Source organism: Rhodococcus wratislaviensis, assembly GCF_900455735.1.
GTDB classification, from domain to species: Bacteria; Actinomycetota; Actinomycetes; order Mycobacteriales; family Mycobacteriaceae; genus Rhodococcus_F; species Rhodococcus_F wratislaviensis.
On the sequence record NZ_UAUI01000011.1, the window covers coordinates 518,726 to 539,815 of the forward strand.

Sequence of the window (21,090 nt, forward strand, 5' to 3'; positions counted from 1 at the left end):
TCCTTCTACTGTTTTCGAGGTCCGACGGCGGTCAGATCATCGACTTGAGGTTGTCGGCCGGGTCGAGGCCGAGCGAGCTGAGCGCCGAGGCGTGGTAGACGGTGCTCGGCACGTGGATGGCGTGTGCCAGGCCGGCGTGCGCGTCCCGCCAGTACCGCTGCAGCGGCTTGTCCATGCGCAGCGCGTTGCCTCCGGAGCGGGCGAAGATCTGGTCCACGGCGGTGACCGCCCGCCACGCGGCACGCACCTGCGTCCGGCGCCCGGCCGCGCGGTCCTCGAACGTGACTTCCCTGCCCGACTCGACGAGGTCCCAGATCCTGTCGACGTTGGCGAGCAGTTCCTGGCGGGCGGCGTTGATGTCGGCCGCGGCCTCGCCCACGGCGAACAGCACGTACGGGTCGTCCTTGATCGCAGTGCCCTGCGCTCCGACGCGGTCTCGCTGGTAGTCGAGGTGAGCGGCCAGGGCGCCCTCCGCGATTCCCACCACGGCGGAGGAGATCCCGAGCGGGAACATCGTCGACCACGGCATGTTGTACAGCGTCTCGGTGCGCCCGAACTTCTGCACCGCGGTGCCGTTCATGACCTCGTCGGCGTCCATCACCCGGTAGTCGGGGACGAAGGCGTTCCGGACGATGATGTCCTTGGACCCGGTGCCCTTGAGCCCGACGACGTTCCACGAGTCCTCGACGATCTCGTAGTCGCTGCGCGGCAGGATCATGTGCAGCATCTTCGGCGGCAGGGCCATCGCGCCGTCCTTGTCGCCGAGCATCGCGCCGAGGAAGATCCAGTCGCAGTGATCGGTTCCCGACGAGAACTGCCAGCGTCCGCTGAAGAGATAGCCGCCGTCGACCGGGGTCGCGATCCCGGTCGGTGCGTAGGGCGAGGCCATCCAGGTGTCGTTGTCGGCCGCCCACACCTCGTCCTGCACCTTCGGGTCGGCGAACGCCAGCTGCCAGGGGTGCACGCCGACGATGCCGCACACCCAGCCCGTCGCCGGGTCGAGGGACGCGGCGGCCATCACCGTCTCCGCGAACTCGCGGGGGTGAGACTCGTAGCCGCCGTACTTGCCGGGCTGGAGCAGCTTGATCGGTCCGGCCTCGCGGAGCTTCTTCGCCGTGTCGTCGGGCAGCCGGCCGATCCGCTCGGCCTCGGGGGCCTGATCGCGGAGCTGATCCGCGATCGCCATGATGTTGTCGAGAACCTCGTGGGTCATCTGTCGTGTCCTTCTTCTCGGTGCCGGCTCAGGCGTTGGTGTCGAGCGGCACGACGCCGTTGGCGAGGTTGTCGGCGACCTCCGCCTCCCAGCTCTGCACCGCCCTGGTGGTGTCGATCTCGAATTCGAAGCGCTTGGTCATGTCGTCGGTGATGTCCTCGACATCCACGTAGAACTGCTGGTACCAGCGACGCAGCTGGTACACCGGCCCGTCCTCCTCCGACAGCAGCGGGTTGTCGATGCGCGACTTGTTCAGCCAGATGTCGACGTCCTGCTTGAACCCGAGTTCCACGCCCTCGGCGAACTGGGCAGCCATGCCGTTCGCGACCTCGTCCGACAGCCCCTCGGGCTTCTTCACCATGGCGCCCCACTGCAGGACGAACGAATCGGCACTGACCGGGTAGTGGCAGTTGATCAGCACCGTCTCGATCATCATGCCGTTCGCTTCGCTCCACAGCTTGTCGATCATGTACGACGGGCCGAAGTACGACGCGTCCGAACGCAGCGTCGAATTGGGGTCGTCGTAGCTGGTGCCCACCGAGATGTCGTGGCGGGGCGTCGACTGCATGTACTGGGTGGCCACGTGCCCTTCGAAGACGTTCTTGAAGTAGCGCGGGAACGAGAAGTGGACGTAGTAGAAGTGCGCCATGTCCACCACGTTGTCGACGATCTCGCGGCAGTGCGAGCCCTCGACGAGCAGCGAATTCCAGGTCCAGTCGGTCCATTCCGGGGAGCCGAATCCCTCGATCTCGGGAATCGTCACGTCGGCGGGCGGCGGGTTGCCCTGCGGGTCGTTCCACACGTAGAGCTGCCCGTTGCGCTCGATGGTCGTCCAGGCCCGGGTCCGCGCCAGCGGCGGGACGCGTCGCGCATACGGGATTCCCGTGCACTTGCCGTTGCCGCCCCAGCGCCAGTCGTGGAACGGGCACGCGATGGAATCGCCCTTCACGGTGCCGTGCGCCAGGTTGCCACCCATGTGGCGGCAGTAGGCGTCGAGCACACTGAGGGTCCCGTCGGACGTCTCGAACACCACCAGCGACGTCCCGAACGCATCGATCTGATGCGGGGCGCCGTCCCGGAAGGTCTTCGCCAGCCCCAGGCAATGCCACCCGCGCGCGAAACGCGTTGGTGCCGATCCCACTTCGATCATCCGGACTTCGTCGCCGTCAACGGCACTGTTGCGCGCCATGTCTACCTCCGCCTCGCTGTACGTCAAGAACACCCTCGGGGTGTGGTGTAGCTCATAGTCGGCGCACGCGGTCCGCTGCGGTACCCGACTCTCCCACTCAGCGAGAGGCTTTCGCATCCACCCGCCACGGCGGTACGTCGGCGTCCCGATCACAGGGACCACACCCCCCGTTTACCGGCCTCGGCGACTACCGTGCGGATCACACACCCGTGAATTGGGAGGAACGATGGCCGCACTCATCTCTTCGCAGCCGCACACAGCGGAGATTCGCCGGCTCTGCGCCGACGCCGTCCCGAGCGGGGTGGTCGTCGCACCCGAACCAGGAACGGCCGTCGAGCAGGACTTCCTCCTGCTACGACCGCACCGGACGTCGGACGACGTCCTCTCCGCGCACGTCCGGAGGGTCGGCGACCACGACCTGCTCGTCCGCTTCCGCAACCGCGACGAACAGCTGGTCTTCGAGTTCTGGACGAACAGCTTCACCGGGACCGTCACGCCCGACGATCAGGCGGTGGACCTGCTGGAGCGCTACTGCGCCGAGCAGTTCCCCGGTGCCCTCCGCAGGTTCCGCACCCGCATCCGGCGGGCCGTGCCGTCCGGTGCGGACTTCTCCTCGTCGCTGCAACAGACGTACGTCCAGGACGGCGCACGAATGGCGGACGTCACCGTGACGTGCACGCGGGGCGGTGAGGTGCTCGCGCAGGCGTGGGCCACGTACGCGCTGCCCGACTGAGCTCGACTCCGTTCTCCCACGAAATGGTCAGCCGCGCAGGCAATTGCCTGCGCGGCTGACCAATGTCTGGGAAACTATCCCACCGGGTCGGCCAGCCTCGTCCGGGACCGGCTGAACTCGAAACCGCGGAACCCCTCCTCCGCGACGTCCGCGCAGATCCGCCCGTACGCGCCGAAGCCCCCCAGGTATGGCATGAACACGCGGGGCTTGCCCGGGATGTTCGCGCCCATGTACCAGGAGTTCGCCAACGGGAACAGGGTCTGCGCGGCCAGCTCGCGGCAGTGCTCCACCCACTGCTCGGTGGCGGGGACTGACGCCTCGATCGCGTCGTGGTCCTTCTCCCACAGGTGCTCGATGCAGTCCGCGATCCAGTCGACGTGCTGTTCGGCGCCGAGCACCATGTTCGCCAGCACCGACGGGCTTCCCGGCCCTGTCACGACGAACAGGTTCGGGAACCCCGGAACACCCAGACCGAGATAGGTTTTCGGTCCCTCACTCCAGTACTCCGAAAGCGACACACCGCCGCGCCCGACGATCCGCATGCGGTCGAGGGCACCGGTCATGGCGTCGAATCCGGTGGCGAACACCAACGTGTCGAGGGCGTAGTCGGCGTCGGCGGTGGTGATGCCCGACGCGGTGATCGATTCGATCGGCGCCGCCTTCAGATCCACCAGGGTGACGTTCGGCCGGTTGTACGTTTCGAAATAGTGGGTGTCGGTGACGATCCGCTTGGTCCCGATCGGGTGATCGTTCGGGATCAGCTTGTCCGCGATCGCGGGGTCGTCGACCAGCAGTCGGATCTTCTCCTCGGCGAACTCGCGTGCCGTCGCGTTCGCGGCCTCGGTCTTCGTCTGGTCCGGGAAGGTTTTCGCGAACAGCACCCCGCCGAGCTTCCACCGCGTCTCGTAGGCCTCCCGGCGTTCCTCGTCGGAGACCTCCAGCGCGGACTTCGGGTGCGCGTTGTACGGGGAACCGCCACCGCTCTCCCGGGACAACCGTCGGCGCTCGTCGTATCCCGCCTTGATCGCGCGCCGCATCTCGTCGTCCCACGTCTGGTTACCCGCCGGGACGCTGTAGTTGGCGCTGCGCTGGAACACGTACAGATGTTCGGCCTGCTCCGCGATGAGGGGAATCGACTGAATTCCCGAGGAACCGGTGCCGATGATCCCGACCCGTCTGCCGGTGAAGTCGACACCCTCGTGCGGCCACTGACCGGTGTGATGCGTATCGCCGGTGAACGATTCGCGACCCGGGATGCTCGGCATGTTCGCGGTGGACAGCGCGCCGGTCGCGAAGATGCAGTACCGGGCGGACAGGACGTCGCCGCGGTCGGTGCGTACCTCCCACCGCAGCGATTCCTCGTCCAGTTCCGCGGACGTCACCCGGGTACCGAACAGGAAGCGGTCGCGCAGGTCGAACCGGTCCGCGACGTGATTGATGTACGCCAGGATCTCGGGCTGGGTGGCGTACTTCTCGCTCCAATCCCATTCCTGCTCGAGTTCCCGCGAAAACGAGTACGAGTAGTCGACGCTTTCCACGTCGCACCGGGCGCCGGGATAGCGGTTCCAGAACCACGTTCCACCGACGCCTCCCGCCGCCTCCACACCCTGGACGGTCAGACCCAGGCTCCGCAGCTTGTGGACGGCGTACAGACCCGCGAATCCGGCGCCGACGACGACCGCGTCCACGTCGCCGATCCGATTCGCACGAGCATCAACTTCGGTGCGTGCACTCACGGGCGCGCTCCTCTCCCATTCGACAGACACATTCGGCAGCAAAGGCCTGTCTGGGACGGTAGGTCGCGGCACCGGGGCGGCCACAGGTTCGTTCCCGGTGAGCGGTCGGGCAGCGCCTAGCTCGACACGACGGCAGCGAGAGCGGGGTCGATCACGTCGGCCAGGGCGTCCCACGGCACGGTGACGGTGACGAGCCCGATCGCGTGCGGACCCACCTGGTAGTCGTTGAAATGGATTTCCATGCCGGCCGGGGTGGCAAGCCAGTTGGCGAAGTTCGCCTCGGTCGGCTCGATGCCGCTGCGCTCGAAGTCCGGTCCCGCGACCGTCGCGGGGAGCAGTCGCGCGGATTCGTCCGACAGCGCCTGCAGTCCCGCCGGCAGGTCCGGGAAGAGATCGGCGAGCGTGATCGGCGCGGCCGCATCGGCATTCACCACCACCGTCGCGACGATCGGTGTGGGATGCGCACCGGGTGGATCGGCGTTCCACGACGTCACCAGCAGACCGCTGATCACGTGCTCGCCGATGTGCGCCACGCTGTGCTCCTGGCTGCTCAGCGTGAAGGCGTCGGTGCCCGAGCCGTCGATCTGGTCCTGGAGTGCTGCCCGCATCGATTCGTTGAACTCGGCGGTGACCGCCGGATCCCCGCCCTCGATCTGCGGGATGAGGACGTCGTAGCCGACGCGGCCGGTGGAACCCGTGACCTGCAGTTCAGTCTCCGAGTACGGCGGGCTCGCGGGCGTGGTCGCCTCGGTTCCGGCCGTGTCCGCGGCGGAGACGGTCGTTGTTGTCGACGGCTCGCTCACAGCGGTGCCGGCCTGGTCCGAGCAGGCGGCCAGGGCGAGAACGGCCGCGACGAGCGCCGCTGCCCGACCAGCTCTCCGGATGGCGCTCATGAGCTATCTCTACCACGTCGATTCCCCGGGGTCACCTACCGATCGGGTCGACGATGGTGTGCAGCGTGTCGACGAAACCCTGTGCGGTGGATGCGTCGTAGAGATCGGCGGAATACACCAGTTCGGCATCGATTCCGCCGGGCCGCCCGTCGACGTCGTGACGTTCGGTGAAGTGGAAGTGGAGATCGCACTTGGCGATGTCGAGCGGACGGGGTGTGACCTCGAAGTCGAGCCCGGACACCTTCAGCGCTGCCGGAGCGAAGTTGTTCAGCGACAGCGCAACCTGGAACAGCGGATGCAGGGACGGTGACCTCGGCGGGTCGAGCACCTGGACGAGTCGCTCGAACTGCACGTCGGCGTTCGCCAGAGCCCGAAGCTCCACACCGCGCGATCGATCGACGATGTCGCACAGCGTCATCGTCGGGTCCACCCGGGTTCGCAGAACCAGCGTGTTGACGAACATTCCCACCACGTCGTCGAGCGCCGGGTCTCCCCTACCCGCGATCGGAGTTCCGATCGCGATGTCGGGATCGCCGCTGACGCGGGCGAGCAGTACCGCCACGGCCGACCTGAGCGCCGTGAACAGGCTGGCGTGGTGCTCGTGCGCGGTGGCCAGCAGGCCACGATGCGCATGCTCGTCGAGGGAGAACGGAAGTCTGCCCGCTCGATAGGTCCACCGGTGCGGCCGGGGGCGGTCGGTGGGCAGCGCGAGCTCCCCCCGAAGCCCCGACAGTTCCTTCGTCCAGTGGGTGATCTGCTGGGACGCGACACTGTCCGGGTCGTTCTCGTCGCCGAGCAATGCCCGACGCCACACCGTGTAATCGGCGTAGTGCACGATCGGCGGCTCCCACACGGGCTCACTGCCGTTCGCCCGGGCACGGTAGGAGTCGGCGAGATCTCGTGCCAAGGGTGCGAGCGACCAGCCGTCGGCGGCGATGTGGTGGATGACGCAGGCCAGAAGATGATCGCCGTCACCGAGCCGGAACAGCCGGGCGCGCAGCGGAGGGTCCCGCCGGACGTCGAATCCCGCGGACAGCAGTTCCGACGTCTGCGCCGCCACGTCCGCGTCACCGGTCTCCACCGGAGTCAGGTCGGGCAACGCATCGGCCACGTCGAGCACACGCTGGTACGGCCCCGACGGCGAGTCGGGGAACACCGTTCGCAGCGAGCGGTGCCTGCGCAGGACGTCCGCCATCGCCGAGCGGAGAGCGTCGACGTCGAAGGCGCCGCGCACTCGCACCGTGAACGGGATGTTGTGGAGCGCGGGTTCCACGACGGTGCGGTCGATGAAGTACTGCGACGGCGACAGCGGCACCCGGTCCGGCAGTGGTGCGGCGCCCAACTTGGGTCCGCGGGACCGCCCCGCGTTCTGCGGCTGTGCGGCCGCCTCCGCGACCGTCCGCGCGAGCGCCGCGACCGTCGGTGCATCGAAGAGCTCGCGCACACCCAGTGCGGTGCCCAGCTCGGCGTTGATCGTCGCGACCACGCGGATAGCCGACAGCGAATCGCCGCTGAGGTCGAAGAAGGAATCGTCGGCACCGACCGAATCCACGCCGAGTACCTGCGCGAACACGCGCGCGACGCGGCGCTCGGCCGGGGTCTCGGGGTCGCGGTGAGGCACCGAATCCGAGCCGAACTCCGGCAGCGGGAGCGCCGCCCGGTCCAGCTTTCCCGTCGGTGTCAACGGAATCGAGTTCACGAGCATGATCGATTTCGGGACCATGTAGTCCGGCAGGAACCGTGCCAGGTGCGCCTTCACTGCCTCGCGATCGATCGACGCGTCACCCTCGACCATGATGTAGGACACGAGCGTCGGGTCGCCGGCCGAATTCCGTTGCACCACCGTCGCGGCGAAGCCGACACCCGGGTGCGTGTTCAGCGTGGCGTCGATCTCGCCCAGCTCGACACGGAATCCTCGGATCTTGACCTGGTCGTCCGCCCTGTCCAGGAATTCGAGCGTCCCTGCCGCCGTCCACCGCACCACGTCCCCGGTGCGGAACATCCGGGATCCGCTGCGGCCGAACGGGTCGGCGACGAACCGGGAAGCGGTCAGCCCGTGACGCAGATGGTAGCCCCGGGCGAGTGCCGGGGTGGCGAGGTAGAGCTCACCGACAGCACCCGGAGGAAGCGGACGCAGCCGGTGATCCAGAACCACCGCGTCCACGCCGCGCATGAGCGAGCCGATCGTCATCCGCTCGTCCGGTGACACCGGATCCGTGAGAGTGACGCTGCACGTCGTCTCCGTCGGACCGTACGCGTTCCGCATGGTCCGGCCACCGGCCCACCGCCGCGCCAGCTCCTGCGGACACACCTCCCCACCGACCAGTACCAACTCCAGGTCGTCCAGTGCGCAGGAGTCGAGGGCGGCCAGGGCGGACGGCGTCATCAGGAGGTGAGTGACGTGTTCGTCGCGCAACAGTCGTGACAGTTCCTCACCACCGAACACCCCGGGCGGGGTGACGACGAGCGTCGCGCCGCCGACACAGGCCGAGAGTACTTCCACGAGCGCGGTGTCGAAGCTCGGTGAGGCGAAATGCAGGACGCGAGAACGCGCGGACACCGCGTACTTGTCCCGAATCTCCTGGGCGAGGTTGGCGAGGCCGCGATGGGTGACGACGACACCCTTCGGCGCTCCCGTCGACCCGGACGTGTAGATCAGATACGCGGGATGGTCTACGAGCAGCGGGCGGGTCCGTTCCGCATCCGGGAGGGTTTCTTCACAGAGGTTTTCGAGGTCGTCGATATCCGTGTTCAGCCATGCGACGGTGCCGGGCAGTCGGGCGCGCTCCGAGTGGACCGTCAGCCCGACTGTCGCGCCGCAATCGTCCAGGGTGTACGCGATGCGAGCGCTCGGGTGCGAGGGGTCGATCGGAGCGTAGGTCGCGCCGGCCTTGGCGACGGCCCACAACGCCAGCACCGACTCGATCGACCGCGGGATGGAGACGGCGACGATGCTCTCGGGTCCGATGCCCCGGCCGGTCAGGAGCCGGGCGAGCCGGCCTGCGAGCCGGTCCAGGTCGCCGTACGACAGTTCACGTCCGCGGTCGCGGATCGCGATCGCCTCCGGGTGCTCTGCGACGGTCCCCGCGAGGAGGCGGTCGAGTGTGAGGGGCTCGGCATCCGGAAGCCCCTGCGCGGGAGCGAATTCTTCGCGTTCGCCGGAGAGGAAGACGTCGAGGTCGGCGACCGGTCCATCCGACACGATCGCTGCGGTGAACCTGTCGAGGTAGGCGAGGAAACGCGCGTGATGTCCGGTCAGTTCGGCGTGGTCGTACAGTGCCGGATTTCCCTCGAAGTCGATGCGGGCGGCACTGCCCTCGGCCCCGGGGTAGATGTTGACGGCGAGGTCGGCGACGGGACCGGTGGTGAGTACCCGCACCGTCCCGTGCACGGCGCCCAGCGTGATCTCCTTCGTGAACATCATGACGTTGACCACCGGACCGAAATGCAGGAGTTCGACACCGCCCGTGGCGAGGTCCCGGCCGATGTCCTCGCGGCGGTAACGTTGACGGCGCAGTGCCGCCGTCAACGCCGCCTCGGCGGTTCCGACCGCATGACGGACGGTGGCAGAGCCGATTCCTCTCAGCCGCAACGGAATCACATTGGAGACCGAACCGCCCGAATACCTGAGGCGGGCCGTCGTTCTCGCCGACACCGGAAGCGACAGCACCACGTCGTCGACACCGGTCATCCTGGCGAGGTAGGCGGCGAAGGCGGCGACCGTTACGGCCGTCGAATTCCGTGAGTTCCCGTTCGGGCTCGTGTGCCCGGTCGCCGTCCGGGCGTCGGTGTCCGGCCGCGCCGTGCGACCGCTGAGGCTGAGGGCCGAAGCCAGGTCGCCGCCGGTGTCGCGCCAGTAGTCGCGGTCCCGGGCGAACCGGGTGGAGGCACGGTAGGTCGCATCTTCCCGCACGAGAGCTTCCGGTCCCACGATCCGGCTGTCCGGCGGTTCGCTGCCCTCGAGGGCAGCGACATACAGTTCGGCCGTGCGGCTCATCAGCATCATCGCGGCGTACCCGTCCGACACGATGTGGTGAGCGCGGGAGTACCAGTAGTAGTGATCGTCGCCCAGCTGCAGAATGTGCGAGACGAGGAGCGGTCCGTCGTACATGTCGGTGCGTGCGCTCCGGTCGTTCCGCATCCAGCGGTGGGCAGCGTCGACGGGATCGTCCTCGCCGCGAAGGTCGGTGGTGGGTACCCGATCGTCGACGGCCGGGTCCACGACCTGATGCGGCTGTCCGTCGATGTCCACCAGGCGCACCGATCCCCAGCCGAATTCGAGATTCGCGCGACGGGTGGCGTCACGCAGAACGGCAGGCTCGACCGGACCGCGCAGATCGACGTAGTGGGCGATGACGTACGGGGTCTCCGGCGCGAGCTGTTGCGCGAACCAGATGGATCGCTGCGCCGCGGTCAGCGGGAAGGCGCCCACGGTCGATCGCGTCGGGTGCCCGAGCGGGCGTTCCACGATGGCGACGCCGGGCCGGACAGGCGCGGGCCTTTCCGGGCAGGCGCACGTCGTGCCGCCGGATTGCTGCGAATCGAAATCGAAAATCATCTTTCCCCCCTCGGGCTGCGCTCTGCACTCCATCACCCCACTGCGCAGAGTCGTCGCGGATGTCGGATCGGCGACTGCTATGGCACCAACCATCAGCCTTCTCGCCCCGCACCGCCTTCACCAGGCACCCCAGGGTGCGCACCTGCCTACCCTCGAATTCGGGGAGGTGCCGAGGCGTCCATCCGAGTAGCGTCGAACGGGTGACTATTCGCCTTGGATATCAGATGCCGAATTTCAGTTACTCCACCCCCGTCGCGGACCTGTTCCCGACCGTCGTCGCGCAGGCCCGTGAGGCCGAATCCGCGGGCTTCGACACCGCATTCGTGATGGACCACTTCTATCAGCTGCCGGGCATCGGTGCGCCCGACGAACCGATGCTCGAGGCGTACACCGCCCTCGGCGCCCTCGCCACGGCCACCGAGAACATCCAGCTGTCCGCGCTGGTCACCGGCAACACCTACCGCAACCCGCCCATGCTCGCCAAGGCGGTGACCACCCTGGACGTCGCCAGCGGCGGACGGGCCGTCCTCGGAATCGGCGCCGGCTGGTTCGAACTCGAGCACCAGCAATACGGCTACGAGTTCGGCACGTTCACCGACCGATTCGAACGACTCGACGAGGCACTGCAGATCATCGCGCCGATGCTGCACGGCGAACGTCCGACGTTCGACGGCAAGTGGTATCACGTCGAGAACGCGATCAACGAGCCGCGGATCCGCGACAACCTGCCGATCATGCTCGGGGGTGGGGGTGAGAAGAAGACGTTCGGTCTCGCCGCCCGGTTCGCGGACCATCTGAACATCATCTGCAACGCCCGCGAACTGCCGCGCAAGCTCGAGGCTCTCGATACCCGGTGCTCGGAGATCGGTCGCGACCGGTCCACGCTGGAGACCAGCTACCTGGCCTTCGTCATCATCGACGAGGACGGCGACCGTGCCCGGCAGCTTCAGCACGACTTCCTGCTCACGCAGGGCGTCGACCTGTCGACGGCGTCGGACGAGGAACGCGCCGCCGCCACCGACCGGCAGTTCTGCGGTGCCCCCGACGAGGTGGCCGAGCAGCTGAAGACCCGTGTCCTCGACGCGGGAATCGACGGCATCGTCCTCAATCTCGTCGCCAACGGACACGAACCCGGCATCGTCGAACTCACCGGGCGCACGTTACGTCCACTCGTCGACGCCTGACCGTTCCGGCAGCCCGGAATACGCGCACTACCTCTGCGGTTGCACCCAGAGGTAGTGCGCGAGGCTAACCTCTCGCGCCGGTTCTTGGTGACGAAAGGTACGAAACCCGTGAGCGCTGTTCTGTCGATTCTGGATCTGGCCTACATCCGCGAGGGCGACACGGCGCGGGACAGTTTCGATGCGAGCGTGAAGCTCGCACAACTCGCGGAGACCCGCGGGTACCGCCGCATCTGGTACGCGGAGCACCACAACATGCCGTCGATCGGTTCGTCCGCGACGAGCGTTCTCATCGCGCACGTCGCCGCACACACCGAGAGCATCCGGCTCGGCGCCGGCGGCATCATGCTGCCCAACCACGCCCCGCTCACGATCGCCGAGCAGTTCGGCACCCTCGCGACACTGCACCCCGGCCGCATCGACCTCGGACTCGGACGCGCCCCCGGCAGCGACCAGAAGACGATGTACGCGCTGCGCCGCGACCCGGCGTCCGCGGACCGGTTCCCGCAGGACGTGCTGGAACTCCAGGCATACCTCAGAGGTGTGTCACGGGTTCCCGGCGTCGACGCCATCCCCGGCAAGGGCACCAACGTTCCCCTCTACATCCTCGGGTCCTCGCTGTTCGGCGCGCAGCTCGCCGCGAAGCTCGGCCTCCCCTACGCCAACGCGTCCCACTTCTCCCCCGATTCGCTCGTCGACGCCGTCACGCTGTACCGGGAGCGGTTCGAGCCGTCCGAGGATCTGTCCGAGCCCTACGTGATCGCCGGCGTCAACGCCATCGCCGCGGACACCACCGAGGACGCGCACCGGCAGTTCGAAGCGTCCCTGCGGCGGCGGGTGGTGCAGATGGTCGGCCGCGGGCAGAAGTTCACCCCCGAGGAGGTCGACCTCATCATGACGTCCCCGGCGGGTCAGCAGGTCGCGCAGATGGTGCGCTACTCCGCCGTCGGCACCCCCACCGAGGTCAAGACGTACCTCGACGAGTTCGCCGAGCACGCGCAGGCCGACGAGCTGATCGTCGCCTCCCACGCCGAGAACACCGAGTCCTGGCTGAAGACGTACGACCTGCTCGCCGACGTGTGGCGCGGAGCGCCCGTGCGCGGTTAGCGAGTCTCTGGACTCGTCAACCGCGCACGGGCGGCGAAGCCGCCTACTGCTGGTGGACGATCACGCCACGCAGGTTCTTTCCGTCCCGCAGATCCTGGTAACCCTCGTTCACCTGCTCGAGGGTGTACTTGGTGGTGATCAGCTCGTCGAGCTTGAGCTGACCCGCGTCGTACAGGCGGAGCAGGCGGACGATGTCGTACTGCGGGTTGGCCGAGCCGAACAGCGAACCCTTGATCGTCTTCTGGTTCAGGGTCAGGTCGGTTCCCGAGATGTGCACGGTGAGCTTCGCGGGGTCGGCGAGGCCGGTGATGACGACGGTGCCGCCCTTGCCGATGACGGCGGTCGCGTTCTGCACCACCTCTTCGTCGACGGTGCCCACCAGGATGAGGGCCTGATCGGCGCCCTGTCCCCAGGTCAGTTCGTTGACCTTCTCCGCCGCGGTCGCCGCGTCCGCGAACGCGTGGGTGGCGCCGAACTTCAGCGCGGCCTCCCGCTTCATGGCCACCGGGTCCACCACCACGACGTACTTGGCGCCGGCGCTGACCGCGCCCTGCACGGCGTTGATGCCGAGTCCGCCGATGCCGTAGATGACGACGGTGTCACCCGCGCGCACCCCGCCGGCGTACACCGCGGTGCCCCAACCGGACGGCACACCGCAGCCGACGAGGACGGCGGTCTCCAGCGGGAGCCAGTCGTCCACCTTCACCACCGAGTGCTGCGAGATGGTGGCGCGCTCCGCGAACGTGCCGAGCATGCACATCGCACCGAAATCCTGCTTGCCCGAGTGGAACCGGAACGACCCGTCGGGCATCGAACCCTCGAGGATGGTGGCGCCCATGTCACACAGGTTCTGGCGGCCGGTGGCACAGTACCGACACGTGCCGCAGTTCGGGATGAAGCTGCAGACCACGTGGTCGCCGGGCTTCACCTTGGTGACACCGGGGCCGACTTCCTCGATGATGCCGGAGCCCTCGTGCCCGCCGACGATGGGGAAACGCGGCGGCAGATCGCCGTCGGTGAGGTGCAGGTCCGAGTGGCACAGCCCTGCCGCGACATACTTGATGAGCACTTCCCCGGGACCCGGACCGTCCAGTTCGAGTTCGATGATCTCGAATGGCTTGTGCGTTTCGAACAGAACCGCTGCTTTGGTCTTCATGTCTTCTCCTCGTTGAGTGACGGTCAGAGTGCGATGTTGACGGCTTTGGTCTGGGTGTAGAGATCGATGGCGGTCGCCCCGAGCTCACGTCCCCAACCGGACTGCTTGTATCCGCCGAACGGCATGGCGGTGTCGAACCCGTTGTACTGGTTGATCCACACCGAACCGGCCTTGAGCTGACGGGCCGTGAGGTGCGCCTTGGACAGGTCCTTCGTCCAGATCCCGGCGGCGAGGCCGTAGATGCTGCTGTTCGCCGCCTTCGCGACTCCCTCCTCCGCGTTGAACGGGAGCGCTGCGACGACGGGGCCGAAGATCTCCTCCTCGACGATGCTGAATTCGGGCTTCACGTCCACGAACACCGTCGGCTCGACGTAGAAACCGGTGTCGCCCCAGCGCTTTCCGCCGGTGAGGGCGCGGGCGCCGTCGGCGAGTCCGGCGGCCAGGTAGCCGGTGACCTTGTCGAACTGCTCCTGCGACACCAGCGGTCCGAGCTGGGTGGTGGGGTCGAGTCCGGGACCGATCTTGACCTGGCTCGCAGCCTCGGCGACCGCCGCCGTGAAGTCGTCGAAGATGCTGTCCTCGACGAACATCCGGGTGCCCGCGACGCAGCACTGGCCGTGGTTGAACAGCCAGGCGTTGAGCGATCCGGTGACGGCGGCGTCGAAGTCCGCGTCCGCGAACACGACGTTGGCGCTCTTGCCGCCAAGTTCGAGCGACACCTTCTTCAGGTTGCCCCTGGCGGCGTCGACGATCTTCTTCCCGACCTCGGTGGAACCGGTGAACGCGATCTTGTCGACGTGGTCGTGAGCCGACAGTGCGGCCCCGGCGTCTCCGTAACCGGTGACGATGTTGACGACGCCGGGCGGGAAGCCGGCCTCCTCGAACACCTCGCCGAGCAGAAGTGCGGTCAGCGGGGTCTGCTCCGCGGGCTTGAGGATCACCGTGTTGCCTGCGGCGAGCGCGGGGGCCAGCTTGAACGCGGCCATGAGCAGCGGGAAGTTCCAGGGAACGATCAGTCCGCAGACGCCGACGGGTTCACGCAGCGTGTACGCGTGGAACTGGCCGCCGGGAACGAACGGCATGCTCACGTTGACCGTGCTGCCCTCGATTTTGGTGGCCCAGCCCGCGAAGTAGCGGAAGATGTCGGCCGACCACGCGACGTCGACAGCCGAGGCGATGCCCGCCGACTTGCCGTTGTCCAGCGCCTCCAGTTGGCCGAATTCCTCGGCGCGCTCGGAGAGGATGTCGCCGACCCGCCAGATCAGCCGTTCCCGCTCGTTGGGCTTCATGGTCGACCACGGGCCCTCGTCGAACGCGGTGCGTGCGGCCCGGACCGCACGGTCGACGTCTTCGGCGCCACCGCGTGCGACGGTGGTCAGCACCTGCCCGTTGGCGGGGTCGATCGTCTCGAACGTCGCGCCGCTCGCCGATTCCACCCACTGCCCTCCGACGAGGAATCGCTTGGTGCCGGACAGAAAGTTCCGTACCGACGGCAAGAGTTCCGCTTGGCTGGGTTCGATCGTCGCTGTCATCAAAACCTCCGAAGTTGTGAATGTGACGTGGCTCATAGTGCACTGGTTGCCATATCACTAACTGTCCTGACTTCGGACACCTCCGGACGGTCGCGGATCGGTGGATGAAACTGCAGCTAGACGGTGATATCGAGGGCTCGGATCCGGACGTACAGCGTGCTGCGGCTGATGCCGAGCGCGGCCGCGGCGTGCACCTTGTTGCCGCCGCATTCCTGCAATGCGTCGACGATGGCCTGGCGTTCGGCGCGCTCGCGGCCCGCCAGCCTGGACACCCGCGTCGGCGTCCGATACTGGTCGGGTAGATCCGCGACGGCGATGTTCGCGCTGGTGCGCCTGCCCGCGGCCGCCTGCAGCACGACGGACAGTTCCGCGATGTTGCCCGGCCAGTCGCGGGCGATCAGAGCGTCGAGTGCGCTCGCGGTGAGCCGGAGGCCGGGATCGACGGAATCGAGGATCCCCTGCGCGATGTCCGCGAATTCGCGGCTGCGTTGCCGCAGCGGCGGAAGCACCACCTGTCCGGGGCAGCGGCCGACCAGACCCGCAACGCCCGGCGGCAGGTCACCGAGGGGCGAACTCGTCATCACGATTCGTGGCCCCGCGTCGGCCGCCAGCATCTTCACGACCAGCGGCAGCATCGACTCGGGCAGGAGTTGCACTTCCTCGATCGCCAGGACCGCGGAGGGTCCCGCCGCCAGCGAGAGAAGTCGGTCGATCCAGGCCTCGGTTCCATCGAGGGCGATGGCGGCCGCGTCCATACATACGAGCGACTGGTCGCCGGCCAGATCACGGACCGCCGTCGTCCTGCCTGCCCCCGGTTCACCGCTGATCACCACCGGCTCCCGCGTCTCGCGTAACCGCGACAACTCCGACCTGCTGCGTTCGACGACGGAACTCGACGGCGACTTGCCCCGTCGAATGGGGGTGCTGGTCCGGCGGTCCGGTCGGACGACGAACACGGCCCCACCGTCCGTGCCTGCCACACGGTCGGCCCGGACCAACGCCGGTTCGCCCGAAGACAATTGGATCCGCACCGTCTTCGACTGCTCCGGACGCAGGTCCGCGGCAAGCCCCCGCAGCGTCGCATGATCGGACACCTGGAGCAGGTCGAGCGCCACCCGGTTGCTGAGCAGGATGTCCTCGCCGATCGCGGTGACCGCCATCTGATTCTGCGGCGACACCCGCTGGAACGCGTCCACGAGCCGCTGCTGAGACACCCGGGACCCCTCGAGCAGCCGTCGTTCGATGTCCCCGGCCGCACGGGCCAGGAACGGGGCGAACAGCGGGTTGGCCCGCGACGCGACGCCCGTCATGTCGAGGATGCCCTCGACGCGGCGCGTCACCGGATGGACGATCGGGTGTCCGTAGCAGCTGAGGTCCTTGAACCGCTCGAGGTAGTGCTCCTCGCCGTGGATCACGACACCGCGCCGGACCTCCATCGGAGTCCCCAGCGCGGTGGTCCCGACGCAGTCCTCACCGAAACTCGACCCCAGCACCGCGCCGGCGCCGTCGATCAGGCGTTCGAGTCTGGGGCCGTCGAAGAGCCGGGCGACGATGCGGCAGTCGCGGTCGGCGAGCAGGACACAGAATCCGGTGCCCTGAATCTGCTGTTCCATCTCGTCGAGGACGGGCCGGGCCGCCTGCAGCAGCCGACTGGACGTGTCCAGGTCGGAGCAGGGGTCACCGCTCGGCGTCGAACTCGGTTCCAGGCCGCTGAGCGCCGAACGCTTCCAGGACAACGCGATCTCCGGCCGCATCGCCGCGTGCCCGGTCATGCCGCCAAACTCCAACCTCGACTCCTTGCCGCGCGCGCATCCGGTCGTGCACCGGTGCACGACTCACATCCGAACGTACCCACACAGTGTGACCCACGCCATAGTGCCTGTGGGCGCGGCGAGCAACTGTCCGGATTTTGGACAGTGCCGCGTTCGCTCAGTCGAACAGCCCCCGCACGAACGGGATGGTGTCGGCCTGCGAATCGACGAGTGTGCCGCTGTGGTCAGTGGGATAGGTCTGGAACGTGACCGGCTCACCGTTGGCGGTCAGTGCCGCGACCAGCGACAACGCCGAGGGCGCGGGCACGTCGATGTCGGTGAGCCCCTGCCCGATGAACAGGGGACGGTCGTAGCCACTCGTCGGGACGCCCATGTAGTCCACGAGCAGCCCGTGGAAGTTCGGGATCTGGTTCAGCGGCTTGCTGAAAAGGTCGCCGACCACCACACCTTCCGCGGCATCGTGAAGGTCGTTGACACACAGCTGCTCCGCGGCGTTCACGTAGTGGGCACCGAGCGGCGTGAGATACGAGTCGAGGTCGATCTCGGGGTGCGCCGACCGCAGTCCCGCGAGGATGTAGAACAGGTACGACGTGAGGCCGGCGGGGATCGCCGTGGGCGGCACCCCGGGACCCAGCGGCAGCAGTGTCAGTTCGATGTTCGCGGGCACCCCTGTTCCCACGGCCCCCCGGTAGTCGAGCGTCTCGCCGCCGTACTCGGTGGCATAGCGGGCGGTGGTGATCGCGGCGCCGCCGCCCTGCGACTGGCCGACCACGACCCACTTGTTCGACAGGGACTCGTCGACGGCGCGGGCGGCCTTCACCGAGTCGACGACGCTGTGCGCCTCGACCTTTCCGTCGAGGTACGGCATCACGCCGGGCGTGCCGAGGCCCACGTAGTCGGTGGAGACGACGGCGTACCCCTGCTCGAGCCAGCGTCCGAGGTACGGGTAGTCGCGGTCGGGGAGCGCGGGCCCGACGAGTGAGGGCGCGCAGTCGTCCGCGAGACCGGACGTGCCGTGCGCCCACGCGACCACCGGCCAGCCCCCGTCGGGCGCCTCCCCCGGTGGCACGTACACGGCGCCGCTGCTGAGTGCGGGACTTCCGTCGGACCCGATCGACCAGTAGGTGATTCGCTGCGCGTCGGCGGCGCCGGGGAGCCAGAGGTCGGACGGCAGCGGCTCGACCTCCACGACACTCCCCGGCGCGCGTTCGGCCTCCTCGGCGAACGCGGCCGGGGAGGCGAGGCAGGTGCCGCCCACCGTCAGGGATGCGATCGCGACACCTGCCGCGGCTCGCGCCATCCGTACCGAGTGTGTCTTCACCGCTTCAAGATAGAGCGTCCCCCGCACGTGAGTGGCAAAGCGCACCGGAGCACGCTTTGCCACTCACGTGGGCTACGTCTGGGACGCGAGATTCCGTCCCCGGGTCTCGGGGATCGTGATCAGTGCGGCGATCGAGACCGCGACCAGCGCGAGCGCGTACCACTCGAACAGTTCCGGCGTACCGCGGTCGGCGAAGAACGTCTGGACGTACGCGGCCGTCCCACCGAACGCCGCGACACCGATCGAGTACGGCACTCCGACACCGGCGGCACGCAATCCGGTCGGGAACAGTTCGGCCATCATCGCCGGCATCACCGACAGGATCGCGCCCATCACGAACAGGGCGATCGCCATCGCGACGAACAGCGTGACCGCGCTGTGCCCGATCATGGCGTTGAGCGGGAACAGCAGGGCAGCGATACCGACGTTGCCGATGTACAGCACCGGTTTGCGCCCGATCCGGTCCGACAACGCACCCCAGAACGGCAGCGACGCAATCAGTACGAGGTTGGCGCCGACCCCCGCCCACAGTGCACCGGACGGATCGATGCCCCGGACGGCGATCGCGTACGCCGGCGCCGACACAGCCCACACGTAGTAGACGACGGTGCCGCCGACCGTGAAGAACAGGATCTGGAACACCTGCCGCCGGTGCGCCAGGAACAGCTGCCACATCGACTGGTTCGCGGTCTCGTCACCCGACTCCTCGTAGACCTCGGTCTCGCTCATCCGGGACCGCATCCACAACACGAACAGTCCGAGCACGCCGCCCAGCAGGAACGGCACCCGCCAACCCCAGTCGGCCATCTGCTCCGAACTCAGCGTCGTCGTGAGCAGCGCGCCGAGAAGCGTGCCGACGACGACCCCGGTGGTATTGGAGATGTAGATGAGACTGGACCAGAGTCCACGCCGGGCCGTCGGCGCGAATTCGACGATGTAGGTCTGCGCGGACGGCAACTCGCCGCCGTGCGCGACGCCCTGCGCGAGACGCGCCACCACGAGAACCACCGCCGCCGCGACACCGATCGTCTGATGGGTCGGGGTCAGACCGATGACCAGGCTGCCGATCGCCGCGAGTCCGACGGCGAGCGTCATCGACAGCTTGCGGCCCCGCCGGTCCGACAGCCAGCCGAACAGCAGACCGCCGAACGGCCTGGCGACGAATCCGACGGCGAAGACGCCGAACGACGCGAGCAGGTCGGAGACGGCGGAGCCGGTGTGGAAGAACTGCGGGGCGAAGAACGCGGCGAACGTCGCGTAGACGGTCCAGTCGAAGTACTCGATCCCGTTGCCGGTGCCCACGCCGACGATCGCGCGGGCCTTCTCCCAGCGCTCGGATCTCTGCCGGACGGTGGGCGGGCCGGCGTTCACGGACCCGCCCTCGGTGGCGATCTCGATCATCGTGCGTCACTCCCCGCTGCCACAGCGGCATTGTCGGACCGCGCCTTGTCCAGCCGTCGAACGGCCAGTCCGGCGTAGATGGTGGCGGCGTCGGCGAGCACCGCGTCGTCGAATTGCGCTCGGGGCGAATGGTTCATGGGAGCGGCGGCGGGATCGGCGCCGGGCATGCACGCGCCCAGTCCGATGAACGCTCCGGGCACTTCCTGCAGGACGTAGGAGAAGTCCTCGGACCCGGCCATCGGATGGGTGACGGTCTCGTACCGGTCCTCGCCCATAAGGTCGCTGACCACTTCGGCGCCGAACGCGACCTCGTCCACGTCGTTGATTGTCATCGGGAACTCGGGGGCCACGGTGACGTCGACCTCGACCCGTTGCGCGGACGCCACCCCTTCGAGCACCCGGCGCAGCGCCGCAGGCACCTTCTCGTACGTGGCGGGCGAATAGCACCGGACCGTCGCCTCGAACCGCGCGTCGTCGGGAATGATGTTGTGCCGCGACCCGGCCTGCACGTTCGCGACCGTCACGACGACGGGATCGAACACGTCGAACGTCCGGGTGATCATGGTCTGCAGCGACGTGATCATCTCGGCCATCGCGGTGATCGGATCGCGGGCGGTCGACGGGGACGATCCGTGTCCGCCCGCCCCGCGCACCGTGACGGTCAGCTTGTACGACGCCGCGAGCAGCGTGCCCGCCTTGGAGAAGAACCGCCCCTGCGGCTTCTGGCAGGAGAAGACGTGCATGCCGTAGGCGGTGTCGGCGCGGCGGCCGGCGGCGTCGAGCACACCCTCGTCCACCATCACCTTGGCGCCGTCCCACCCCTCCTCGCCGGGCTGGAACATCAGGACGACGTCGCCCGCCAACTGGTCGCGGTGACGGCTGAGCAGTTGCGCGGCGCCGACGAGCGCAGCGGTGTGCAGATCGTGACCGCATCCGTGCATGGCGCCGTTCTGCGCCGCGAAGTCGAGTCCGGTCTGTTCGGTGACCGGGAGTCCGTCCATGTCGGCGCGCAGCAGCACCGTCTGCGCGGCGTCGACCGAACGCCTGCCGCCGCGGAGCACCGCGGTCACGGACGTCGTGCGGGTTCCCGTCGAGATCTCGAGCGGCAGGCCGTCCAACGCCTCGAGAACACGCTCCTGCGTGCGCGGCAGGTCCAGTCCGACCTCGGGTTCGCGGTGCAATACGCGACGCAACTGCACGAGGTCGCCTTGTAGTGCGCGGGCGTCGTCCAAGAGATCCATTGCTCTCCCTTATGTCGGTGGTCACGTTTTCGACCGAATGCGTCGGTGGTCATATGC

The 21,090-nt window shown here is 67.9% G+C and carries 14 protein-coding genes; 3 read left to right on the forward strand and 11 right to left on the reverse strand.

Annotated features, from left to right (window positions below; translation table 11 throughout):
• Positions 1 to 31: 31 nt before the first annotated feature.
• On the reverse strand, positions 32 to 1,213 hold the full coding sequence (locus DTA22_RS16085; RefSeq protein WP_112300073.1) for an acyl-CoA dehydrogenase family protein: 1,182 nt from the start codon (positions 1,211 to 1,213) through the stop codon (positions 32 to 34).
• Between the two features lie 28 nt (positions 1,214 to 1,241).
• Positions 1,242 to 2,402 carry a Rieske 2Fe-2S domain-containing protein gene (locus DTA22_RS16090; protein ID WP_112300074.1) on the reverse strand — a complete coding sequence of 387 codons (1,161 nt, stop codon included), beginning with the start codon at positions 2,400 to 2,402 and terminating at the stop codon, positions 1,242 to 1,244.
• 226 nt (positions 2,403 to 2,628) lie between these two features.
• Here DTA22_RS16090 and DTA22_RS16095 point away from each other — a divergent pair, with 226 nt between their 5' ends.
• Positions 2,629 to 3,135, forward strand: a complete 507-nt coding sequence (locus tag DTA22_RS16095) for a hypothetical protein (protein WP_112300075.1) — start codon at positions 2,629 to 2,631, stop codon at positions 3,133 to 3,135.
• Positions 3,136 to 3,209: 74 nt separating this feature from the next.
• On the opposite strand, the gene DTA22_RS16100 is transcribed toward DTA22_RS16095, so the two are convergent.
• From DTA22_RS16100 to DTA22_RS16110, 3 genes are all read right to left on the reverse strand, one after another.
• Positions 3,210 to 4,832, reverse strand: a complete 1,623-nt coding sequence (locus DTA22_RS16100; RefSeq protein ID WP_174233819.1) for a flavin-containing monooxygenase — start codon at positions 4,830 to 4,832, stop codon at positions 3,210 to 3,212.
• A 155-nt stretch (positions 4,833 to 4,987) separates the two neighbouring features.
• The gene (locus DTA22_RS16105; RefSeq protein ID WP_112300077.1) at positions 4,988 to 5,764 is read right to left on the reverse strand and encodes an RsiV family protein; all 777 of its coding nucleotides are present in this window, start codon (positions 5,762 to 5,764) and stop codon (positions 4,988 to 4,990) included.
• A gap of 31 nt (positions 5,765 to 5,795) precedes the next feature.
• Positions 5,796 to 10,322: a non-ribosomal peptide synthetase gene (locus tag DTA22_RS16110; protein WP_112300078.1), complete on the reverse strand. Its 4,527-nt coding sequence runs from the start codon at positions 10,320 to 10,322 to the stop codon at positions 5,796 to 5,798.
• Between the two features lie 200 nt (positions 10,323 to 10,522).
• On the opposite strand from DTA22_RS16110, the gene DTA22_RS16115 reads away from it, so the two are divergent.
• Together DTA22_RS16115 and DTA22_RS16120 are read left to right on the forward strand one after the other, a co-directional pair.
• Complete coding sequence (locus tag DTA22_RS16115) at positions 10,523 to 11,506, forward strand: LLM class F420-dependent oxidoreductase (protein WP_112300079.1); 984 nt, start codon at positions 10,523 to 10,525, stop codon at positions 11,504 to 11,506.
• Between the two features lie 108 nt (positions 11,507 to 11,614).
• Positions 11,615 to 12,610 carry an LLM class flavin-dependent oxidoreductase gene (locus tag DTA22_RS16120; protein WP_037225949.1) on the forward strand — a complete coding sequence of 332 codons (996 nt, stop codon included), beginning with the start codon at positions 11,615 to 11,617 and terminating at the stop codon, positions 12,608 to 12,610.
• Positions 12,611 to 12,653: 43 nt separating this feature from the next.
• Here DTA22_RS16120 and DTA22_RS16125 read toward each other — a convergent pair whose 3' ends face one another.
• From DTA22_RS16125 to DTA22_RS16150, 6 genes are all read right to left on the reverse strand, one after another.
• A complete protein-coding gene (locus tag DTA22_RS16125) occupies positions 12,654 to 13,766 on the reverse strand; it encodes an NDMA-dependent alcohol dehydrogenase (RefSeq protein ID WP_112300080.1) in 1,113 nt (370 codons plus the stop codon).
• 23 nt (positions 13,767 to 13,789) lie between these two features.
• Complete coding sequence (locus DTA22_RS16130; RefSeq protein ID WP_112300081.1) at positions 13,790 to 15,298, reverse strand: aldehyde dehydrogenase family protein; 1,509 nt, start codon at positions 15,296 to 15,298, stop codon at positions 13,790 to 13,792.
• A 116-nt stretch (positions 15,299 to 15,414) separates the two neighbouring features.
• A complete protein-coding gene (locus DTA22_RS16135) occupies positions 15,415 to 17,070 on the reverse strand; it encodes a sigma-54-dependent Fis family transcriptional regulator (protein WP_112300082.1) in 1,656 nt (551 codons plus the stop codon).
• Between the two features lie 157 nt (positions 17,071 to 17,227).
• Positions 17,228 to 18,370 (reverse strand): lipase family protein, encoded by a 1,143-nt coding sequence (locus DTA22_RS16140; protein WP_112300083.1) that lies wholly within the window; start codon positions 18,368 to 18,370, stop codon positions 17,228 to 17,230.
• A 93-nt stretch (positions 18,371 to 18,463) separates the two neighbouring features.
• Positions 18,464 to 19,792 (reverse strand): MFS transporter, encoded by a 1,329-nt coding sequence (locus tag DTA22_RS16145; protein WP_112300084.1) that lies wholly within the window; start codon positions 19,790 to 19,792, stop codon positions 18,464 to 18,466.
• The gene (locus tag DTA22_RS16150) at positions 19,789 to 21,033 is read right to left on the reverse strand and encodes a M20 metallopeptidase family protein (RefSeq protein ID WP_112300085.1); all 1,245 of its coding nucleotides are present in this window, start codon (positions 21,031 to 21,033) and stop codon (positions 19,789 to 19,791) included. The genes DTA22_RS16145 and DTA22_RS16150 overlap by 4 nt, the downstream gene beginning before the upstream one ends.
• Positions 21,034 to 21,090 lie beyond the last annotated feature (57 nt).

Excerpts from the sequence above, each read along its gene's own strand:
- DTA22_RS16150 (WP_112300085.1), bottom strand. The coding sequence starts at position 21,033 with ATGGATCTCTTGGACGACGCCCGCGCACTACAAGGCGACCTCGTGCAG.
- DTA22_RS16095 (WP_112300075.1), top strand. The coding sequence starts at position 2,629 with ATGGCCGCACTCATCTCTTCGCAGCCGCACACAGCGGAGATTCGCCGG.
- DTA22_RS16110 (WP_112300078.1), bottom strand. The coding sequence starts at position 10,322 with ATGATTTTCGATTTCGATTCGCAGCAATCCGGCGGCACGACGTGCGCC.
- DTA22_RS16135 (WP_112300082.1), bottom strand. The coding sequence starts at position 17,070 with ATGACCGGGCACGCGGCGATGCGGCCGGAGATCGCGTTGTCCTGGAAG.
- DTA22_RS16085 (WP_112300073.1), bottom strand. The coding sequence starts at position 1,213 with ATGACCCACGAGGTTCTCGACAACATCATGGCGATCGCGGATCAGCTC.
- DTA22_RS16105 (WP_112300077.1), bottom strand. The coding sequence starts at position 5,764 with ATGAGCGCCATCCGGAGAGCTGGTCGGGCAGCGGCGCTCGTCGCGGCC.
- DTA22_RS16140 (WP_112300083.1), bottom strand. The coding sequence starts at position 18,370 with ATGGCGCGAGCCGCGGCAGGTGTCGCGATCGCATCCCTGACGGTGGGC.
- DTA22_RS16130 (WP_112300081.1), bottom strand. The coding sequence starts at position 15,298 with ATGACAGCGACGATCGAACCCAGCCAAGCGGAACTCTTGCCGTCGGTA.
- DTA22_RS16090 (WP_112300074.1), bottom strand. The coding sequence starts at position 2,402 with ATGGCGCGCAACAGTGCCGTTGACGGCGACGAAGTCCGGATGATCGAA.
- DTA22_RS16125 (WP_112300080.1), bottom strand. The coding sequence starts at position 13,766 with ATGAAGACCAAAGCAGCGGTTCTGTTCGAAACGCACAAGCCATTCGAG.
- DTA22_RS16145 (WP_112300084.1), bottom strand. The coding sequence starts at position 19,792 with ATGATCGAGATCGCCACCGAGGGCGGGTCCGTGAACGCCGGCCCGCCC.